The organism is Kitasatospora sp. NPDC093806, from assembly GCF_040683335.1.
GTDB lineage: Bacteria > Actinomycetota > Actinomycetes > Streptomycetales > Streptomycetaceae > Kitasatospora.
In genome coordinates this window covers 1-7,970 of the sequence record NZ_JBFBDO010000186.1, presented here as the reverse complement: position 1 = coordinate 7,970, position 7,970 = coordinate 1, and the positions used below count along the sequence as shown (strand labels likewise).

General features: G+C 73.0%; 2 protein-coding genes. Both read right to left on the bottom strand.

What is annotated here, in order from left to right; genetic code table 11:
- On the bottom strand, positions 1-1,890 hold a 1,890-nt coding region (locus AB0N76_RS38435), incomplete at its 3' end, for a type I polyketide synthase (protein ID WP_363565495.1).
- 59 nt (positions 1,891-1,949) lie between these two features.
- The gene (locus tag AB0N76_RS38430; RefSeq protein WP_363565494.1) at positions 1,950-7,958 is read right to left on the bottom strand and encodes a type I polyketide synthase; all 6,009 of its coding nucleotides are present in this window, start codon (positions 7,956-7,958) and stop codon (positions 1,950-1,952) included.
- Between the last annotated feature and the right edge of the window lie 12 nt (positions 7,959-7,970).

Here is a 7,970-nt window from a genome sequence, read left to right as displayed (position 1 = left end):
CATCACCGCCCACAGCACCGGCTGCACGACGTCGACCCGGCCCAGCCACCCCTCGTCGTCCGACCGCACGACCTCGACGAGCGACCAGTCCACCAAACCCTCGAACGCCCGCTCGCACTCCCCCATCCGCGACGCGAACACAGCCGACGAATCCAGCAGTTCGGCCGCCATCCCCAGCCACTGCGACCCCTGCCCCGGGAACACGAACACCGCCCCCTCAGCGGCGCCGGTGGCAAGACCACTCGATAGCACCCCGTTCGAAGCCAACTCGCCGAGACCGGACACGAGTTCATCGTGGTTCCCGGCCACGACGACGGCCCGGTGCTCGAACACCGAACGCGAAGTCGCCAGCGAGAACCCCGCGTCCAGCGCCCGGACCTCGCCGCCGCGCACCCGCTCCAGCAGCGCGGCGGCCTGCGCCCGCAGCCCCGCCTCCGACTTGCCCGACAGCACCACCGGCACCACCGGAAGCCCGGCGACCTCCTGGGCCGTCTCCTCGACGTGCAGCGCGGCCTGCTCCAGGATCACGTGCGCGTTCGTCCCACTCACACCGAACGACGACACACCCGCCCGCCGAGGACGGTCCACCTCCGGCCAGGCCCGCTCCTCCGTCAACAGCTCCACCGTGCCCGCCGACCAGTCCACGGCGCGCGACGGCTCGTCCACGTGGAGCGTCCGCGGCAGGACGCCCTCCCGCATCGCCATCACCATCTTGATCACACCCGCCACACCGGCGGCAGCCTGGGTGTGACCGACGTTCGACTTCAACGAGCCCAGCCACAGCGGGTGTTCGGCGTCCCGGCCCTGCCCGTAGGTGGCCAGCAGTGCCTGCGCCTCGATCGGGTCACCCAGCCGGGTGCCGGTGCCGTGCGCCTCGACGACGTCCACGTCCCCGGCCGACAGCCGCGCGTTGGCCAGTGCCTGCCGGATCACCCGCTGCTGCGACGGACCGTTCGGGGCGGTCAGACCGTTGGACGCTCCGTCCTGGTTCACCGCCGAACCCCGCACCACCGCAAGGACGTTGTGCCCCTTGGCCACCGCGTCCGACAGCCGCTCCAGCACCAGGACGCCGACGCCCTCGGCCCAGCCCGTGCCGTCCGCCGCCTCCGCGAACGCCTTGCACCGGCCGTCCGCCGCGAGACCGCGGTGGCGGCTGAACTCCACGAACGCGCCCGGCGTCGCCATCACCGACACGCCGCCGGCCAGCGCCAGCGAGCACTCCTGCTTGCGCAGGGCCTCGCAGGCCATGTGCAGGGTGACCAGCGAGGAGGAGCACCCGGTGTCGAGGCTGACCGCGGGCCCTTCCAGACCCAGGGTGTAGGAGATGCGCCCGGAGACGACGCAGGTGAGGTTCCCGGTGACCAGGTGGCCCTCGAAGTCCTCGGCGGCCTGCTTCACCGCGGACGCGTAGTCGTTGTACATGACGCCGGCGAACACACCGGTGTCGCTCCCCTGCACGGACAGCGGGTCGATGCCGGCCCGCTCCAGGGCCTCCCAGGAGGTCTCCAGCAGCAGTCGCTGCTGCGGGTCCATCGCCAGCGCCTCACGCGGCGAGATCCCGAAGAAGTCCGCGTCGAAGTCACCGGCGTCGTGCAGGAAGCCGCCGTCCCTGACGTACGAGGCGCCGGCCCGCTCCGGGTCCGGGTCGTAGAACCCGTCCACGTTCCAGCCCCGGTCGGCCGGGAAGGCGGAGACCGCGTCCACGCCGTCCACGACGAGCCGCCAGAGGTCCTCGGGCGACCGCACGCCGCCCGGGTAGCGGCAGCTCATCCCCACGATCGCGATCGGCTCCCGCGCCGACTCCTCAAGCTCGCGGACCCGCTCCCGGGTCTTGTGCAGGTCGGCCGTCATCCACTTGAGGTAGTCGACGAGCTTCTTTTCGTCCGCCATCGTTCATTCCCTTGCTTCGTGCCGGGTCAAGTAGCTGTGGGGGGAGGGAGGGGAGGGAGTCAGGACCGCCCGAACTGCTTGTCGATGAAGTCGAGGATCTCGTCGGGAGTCGCCTCGTCGAGCAGGTCGAGGGCGAGCCCCTCCTCGCCGTCCGCGCCCGCGCCGCCCGGCTTGCCGGACAGTGCGGCTCCGCCGCGCGACTCCCGGATCCTGGTCAGCAGGGCTTCGAGCCGCGCCTCGATCCTGCGGCCGCTCGACTGCTCGGCCGAGGCCGTGGTGATCAGCGGATCGAGCTTGTCCAGCTCCGCCAGGACGAACTCGTCGGGGCTCGCCTCCTCGCCGACGAGGCAGGTGAGCAGGTAGTCCGACAGGGCGACGGTGGTCGGGTAGTCGAAGACCACCGTCGCGGGCAGACGCTGGCCCGTGGCCGCGTTCAGCTGGTTGCGCAGCCGGACCGCGGAGAGCGAGTCGAAACCGAGCTCCGAGAAGGCCGTGGTCGGTTCCACCGAGGACGCCGACGCGTGGCCCAGCACGGCTGCCACGTGTTCGCGTACCAACTCGACCAGCATACGCCGTTGATCAACAGGATTGGACACGACCAGTCGATCACGCAGCTGCCGGGCCCGGTCCTCGCCCTGCTCCGGGCCCTCCTCGGCGCCTCCGGCCGCTTCCAGCACCCCGGTTGCCTCCGGGATCCGGCTGATCAGCGGGCTGCGGCGAACCGAGGTGAACGCGGGCGCGAAGCGCTCCCACGCCACGTCGGCGACGGTCAGGCAGGCCGCCCGCTCGCCGACCGCCCGTACCAGCAGGGCCACCGCCAGGGCCGGGGCCATCTCCAGCACGCCCCGGCGCCGCAGCTGCTCCGCCACCGCCTCGTCGGCGGCCATGCCCGAGCCGGCCCAGGCTCCCCAGGCCACGGACAGGGCCTGACGCCCTGCCAGCCGGCGCCGCTCGGCCAGCGCGTCGAGGTAGGCGTTCGCCGCGGCATAGGCGCCCTGACCGCCGCTCCCCCACACGCCCGCGTTCGAGGAGAAGAGGACGAAGGCGTCCAGCTCCCGGTCGCCCAGGAGCTCGTCGAGGTGCATCGCCCCGGCCACCTTCGCCCGCACGACACCGGCCAGGTCGTCCACCCCGCAGTCGTCCAGCAGGGCCGACGATCCGTCACCGGCGGTGTGCACGACGGCGGTGAGCGGGAGCTCGGCCGGGATGCCGTCCAGGAGGGCGGCGAGCGCGGCACGGTCGGCGATGTCACAGGCCGCGACCGTCACCTTCGCGCCCAGCGCGGACAGCTCGCCCATGAGCTCATCGGCACCCGGCGCCTGCGAGCCGCGCCGGCTGACCAGCAGCAGGTGCTCGGCACCGTGGCCCGCCAGCCAGCGCGCCACATGGCCGCCCAAGGCGCCCGTACCGCCCGTCACCAGCACCGTCCCCGACGGCCGCCACTCCGCCACGGGTGCCACCCCGGCGTCACCGGGAGCCCGGACCAGACGGCGGGCGAACGCGCCCGAGGCGCGAAGCGCCACCTGGTCCTCGTCGCCGGGCCCGGCGAGCACGGCGGACAGCCGGTCCAGCGCCGCCGTGTCCGGCTCCTGCGGCAGGTCGACCAGACCACCCCAACGCTCGGGGTGCTCCAACGCCGCCACCCGGCCCAGACCCCACACCTGCGCCTGCACCGGCGAGATCGGGCCTGCGGACCCGTCGACGAGGACGGCGCCCCGGGTCAGAACCCACAGCGGCGCGGCGACACGCGCGTCTCCCAGCGCCTGCACCAGAAGCAGGGTCGCCGCCACGCCCGCACCCACGCCCGCCTCGCCGGGCACGGACCGCTCGTCCATGCCCAGCAGCGAGACGACACCGGCGAATCCACCGCCGGTGGCGGTCCCGGTCGCTCCCGCCGCCTCGAACGCCGAGGCCGCTTCGACGACCCGACGGGCGAGGCCCGCTCGATCTCCGCCGACAGCGGTTGCCGGGTCGAGTTCCAGCACCCGGACCTCGCCGCCGGCGTTCTTCACCGCCTGCGCGGCGGCGTCCAGCCAGCGCGGGTCGGTCACGCCGGTCGCCGCGACCAGAAGCCACGTGCCCGTGAGGCCGCTCTCCGGCCCGGGCACCGGGGCAGCCATCGGCTCCCACACCACCCGGTAGCGCCACTCGTCGCCGGCCGACTTCTCGCGGCGGCGCCTGCGGTAGGTGGAGAGCGCGGGCAGGAAGGTGTCCAGCGTGCCCCGGGCGTCGTCGCCCAGGTCGAGCATGCGAGCCAGTTCCTCCTGGTCCTCGCCCTGGACGACCGCCCAGAACTCCTCGTCCACGACCTCCGTGGTCAGGGTGCGGGCAGGTGCGACCGTCGGCCAGTAGCGGTTGTGCTGGAAGGCGTAGGTGGGCAGGTCGACGCGGCGGGCGCCGGTGCCTTCGAAGAGGGTCGGCCAGGTGACGGGGGCGCCGTGGACGAAGGCCTGCCCGAGGGAGGCCGTCAGCCGGGCGAGGCCACCCTCACTGCGGCGCAGGGTGCCGACGGCCGCCGCCTGGGCATCCGGGCTGTGTTCGCCGATGACCTCCTCGATCGCGGGGACGAGCACCGGGTGGGAGCTCACCTCCACGAACAAGCCGTGACCGGCCGTGAGGAGACCCTCGACGCCGTCACGGAACTCCACCGTCTGACGGAGATTCGTGTACCAGTACTCCGCGTCGAGGGCGGCGGTGTCCAGGAAACCGCCGGTGACGGTCGACCAGAACGGGACGGTGCCGGTCAGCGGGGTGATGCCGGCCAGGTCCTGGGCAAGGCCCTCGCGCAGGACCTCCACCATCGAGGAGTGGGAGGCGTAGTCCACCGGGACACGGCGGACCCTGACCTCGCGCGCCTCGCACCAGACGGTGAACGCCTCCAGCGGCTCGGCCGGGCCCGACACCACCGTCGACGCCGTGCCGTTGACCGCAGCGACGGAGACGCCGTCACCGGCCCACTCGCGGAGCAGGCCCCGCACCCCGTCCACACCCACGGCAACGGAGACCATGCCGCCCGAGCCGGCGAGCTCGCGGGAGATCGCCCGCGACCGCAGGACCGCCACCCGAGCGCCATCCTCCAGCGACAGACCCCCGGCGACAACGGCAGCGGCGATCTCACCCTGCGAATGCCCCAGCACGGCGGCCGGCAGCACGCCGAACGAACGCCACACCTCCGCCAGGGACACCATCACCGCCCACAGCACCGGCTGCACCACATCGACCCGGCCCAGCCACCCCTCATCCTCGGAGCGCAGGACCTCGGTCAGCGACCAGTCCACCAGGCCACTCAGCGCCCGCTCGCACTCCGCCATCCGCGACGCGAACACAGCCGACGAATCCAGCAGTTCGGCCGCCATCCCCAGCCACTGCGACCCCTGCCCCGGGAACACGAACACCGCACCCGAACCCACCGAACCCGCGCCCGAGACGGACCCGTCAGGCAGCAACCCGTTCGACGACACCGCCTCCAGACCGGCCAGCAGCTCGGCGTGCCCGGCCGCCACCACCACGGCCCGGTGGCCGAACGACGAGCGCGAGGTCGCCAGTGCGAAGGCCGCGTCCAGGGCCCGGACCTCGCCGCCGCGCACCCGCTCCAACAGGGCGGCGGCCTGGCCACGAAGCGCCGTCTCCGACTTGGCCGACAGCACCACCGGCACCACGGGGAGCTCGACGACCTCCTCGACCGTCTCCTCGACCGGCAGCGCGGCCTGCTCCAGGATGACGTGCGCGTTCGTCCCGCTCACACCGAACGAGGACACCGCCGAACGACGCACCCGCCCGGTCTCCGGCCAGGCCCGACTGTCCGTCAGCAACTCGACGGTGCCGGCCGACCAGTCGACCTCCTTCGACGGCTCGTCGACGTGCAGCGTCCGCGGCAGGACGCCCTCCCGCATCGCCATCACCATCTTGATCACGCCACCCACACCGGCGGCAGCCTGCGTGTGACCGATGTTCGACTTCAGCGACCCCAGCCAGAGCGGCTCGTCGGCCGACCGGTCCCGGCCGTAGGTGGCCAGCAGCGCCTGGGCCTCGATCGGGTCACCCAGGCGAGTGCCGGTCCCGTGCGCCTCCACCGCGTCCACGTCCTCGGTCGTCAGCCGCGCGTTGGCCAGCGCCTGGCGGATCACCCGCTGCTGCGACGGACCGTTCGGGGCCGTGAGGCCGTTGGACGCGCCGTCCTGGTTCACCGCCGAACCGCGCACCACCGCAAGGACGTTGTGCCCCTTCGCCACCGCGTCCGACAGCCGCTCGACCAGCAGCATGCCGACGCCCTCGCCCCAGCCCGTGCCGTCCGCCGCGTCCGCGAACGCCTTGCACCGGCCGTCCGCCGAAAGCGCGCGCTGACGGGAGAACTCCACGAAGGTCGCCGGAGTGGACATCACCGTCACACCGCCGGCGAGCGCGAGGTCGCACTCGCCCGACCGCAGCGCCTGGACGGCGAGGTGCAGCGCCACCAGCGAGGACGAGCACGCCGTGTCGACCGTCACCGCCGGACCCTCCAGCCCGAAGGTGTAGGCGAGCCGCCCGGACGCGATGCTGCCCGAGTTGCCGTTCCCGATGTGGCCCTCGACGTCGTCCGCGCCACCGGCGAGCACCGTCGCGTAGTCGTGGTACATCACGCCGGCGAACACGCCCGTCCGGCTGCCCCGCAGCGAGCCCGGGTCGAGCCCGGCCCGCTCGAACAGCTCCCAGGAGGTCTCCAGCAGGAGGCGGTGCTGCGGGTCCATCGCCAGCGCCTCACGCGGCGAGATCCCGAAGAACCCGGGGTCGAACTCCGCCGCCTCGTGCAGGAAACCACCCTCCCGCGCATACGACGTCCCCCGCGCATCCGGATCCGGGTCGTACAACGCCCCCAGATCCCACCCACGATCCACCGGGAACCCCGAAACCGCGTCCACACCCTCCGCAACCAGCCGCCACAACCCCTCCGGCGACCGCACCCCACCCGGGTAACGGCAACTCATCCCCACGATCGCGATCGGCTCCTCCACCCCACCCACGACCGAACCCACAACCGGGCCACCCGCAACCACCGGCTCCACCCCGCCGAGTTCGGTTCCGATGTGGTCGGCGAGCGCGGTGGGCGTCGGGTAGTCGAAAACGAGCGTCGCGGGCAGAGCCAGCCCGGTCGCGGCGGTCAGCCGGTTCCGCAGCTCGACGGCCGACAGCGAGTCGAATCCGAGCTCCTTGAACGCCTGGTCGGACGCGACGGCCGCCGCCGAGGCATGGCCGAGGACGGCCGCCGCCTCGCCGCGCACCAGGGCCAGCAGGGCCTGGGCGCGCTGCTCCCCGGCGAGCCCCGCCCAAGGGCCGCTCGGCGCCGACGCCTCGGCGCCGGCACCCGTCGGGCGACCGGTCCGCGCGGTCGGGACCAGCCCGCGGAGCATCGGCGGAACGTCCTCGCCCCGTCGGCCCGCGAGGTTCAGCCGAACCGGGATCTGGACGGCGCGGTCGACGGTCAGCGCCCGGTCGAACAGCGCCAGGCCGGTCGCCGGGTCCAGCGGGGTCACGCCGTTGCGGGCCATCCGCGCGACGTCCGCGTCCGCCAGACCGTCCAGCATGCCGCCGCCGCTGGTGTCCCACGAACCCCACGCCAGGGAGTGCGCGGGCAGGCCCTGTGCACGCCGATGCTGCGCCAACCCGTCCAGGAACGCGTTCGCCGCCGCATACCCCGCCTGCCCCGCCGGCCCGAACACCCCCGCAGCCGACGAGAACAACACGAACAACGACAACCCCATACCCCGCGTCAACTCATGCAGATTCCACGCCGCATCCACCTTCGGACGCAACACACCCCCCAACCGCTCACCCGACAACGACGACAACACCCCGTCGTCCAACACACCCGCCACATGCACCACACCCCGCAACCCACCATCGCCACAGACCGACTCCAGCAGCCCCTCCAACGCGGCCCGATCAGCCACATCACACGCCGCCACCACCACCTCCGCACCCAACCCCTCCAACTCGGCCCGCACCCCGTCCACACCCGGCGCACCCTCCCCCGACCGACTCACCAACACCACACGACCCACCCCATGACCCACCACCAAATGCCGGGCCACCAACCGACCCAA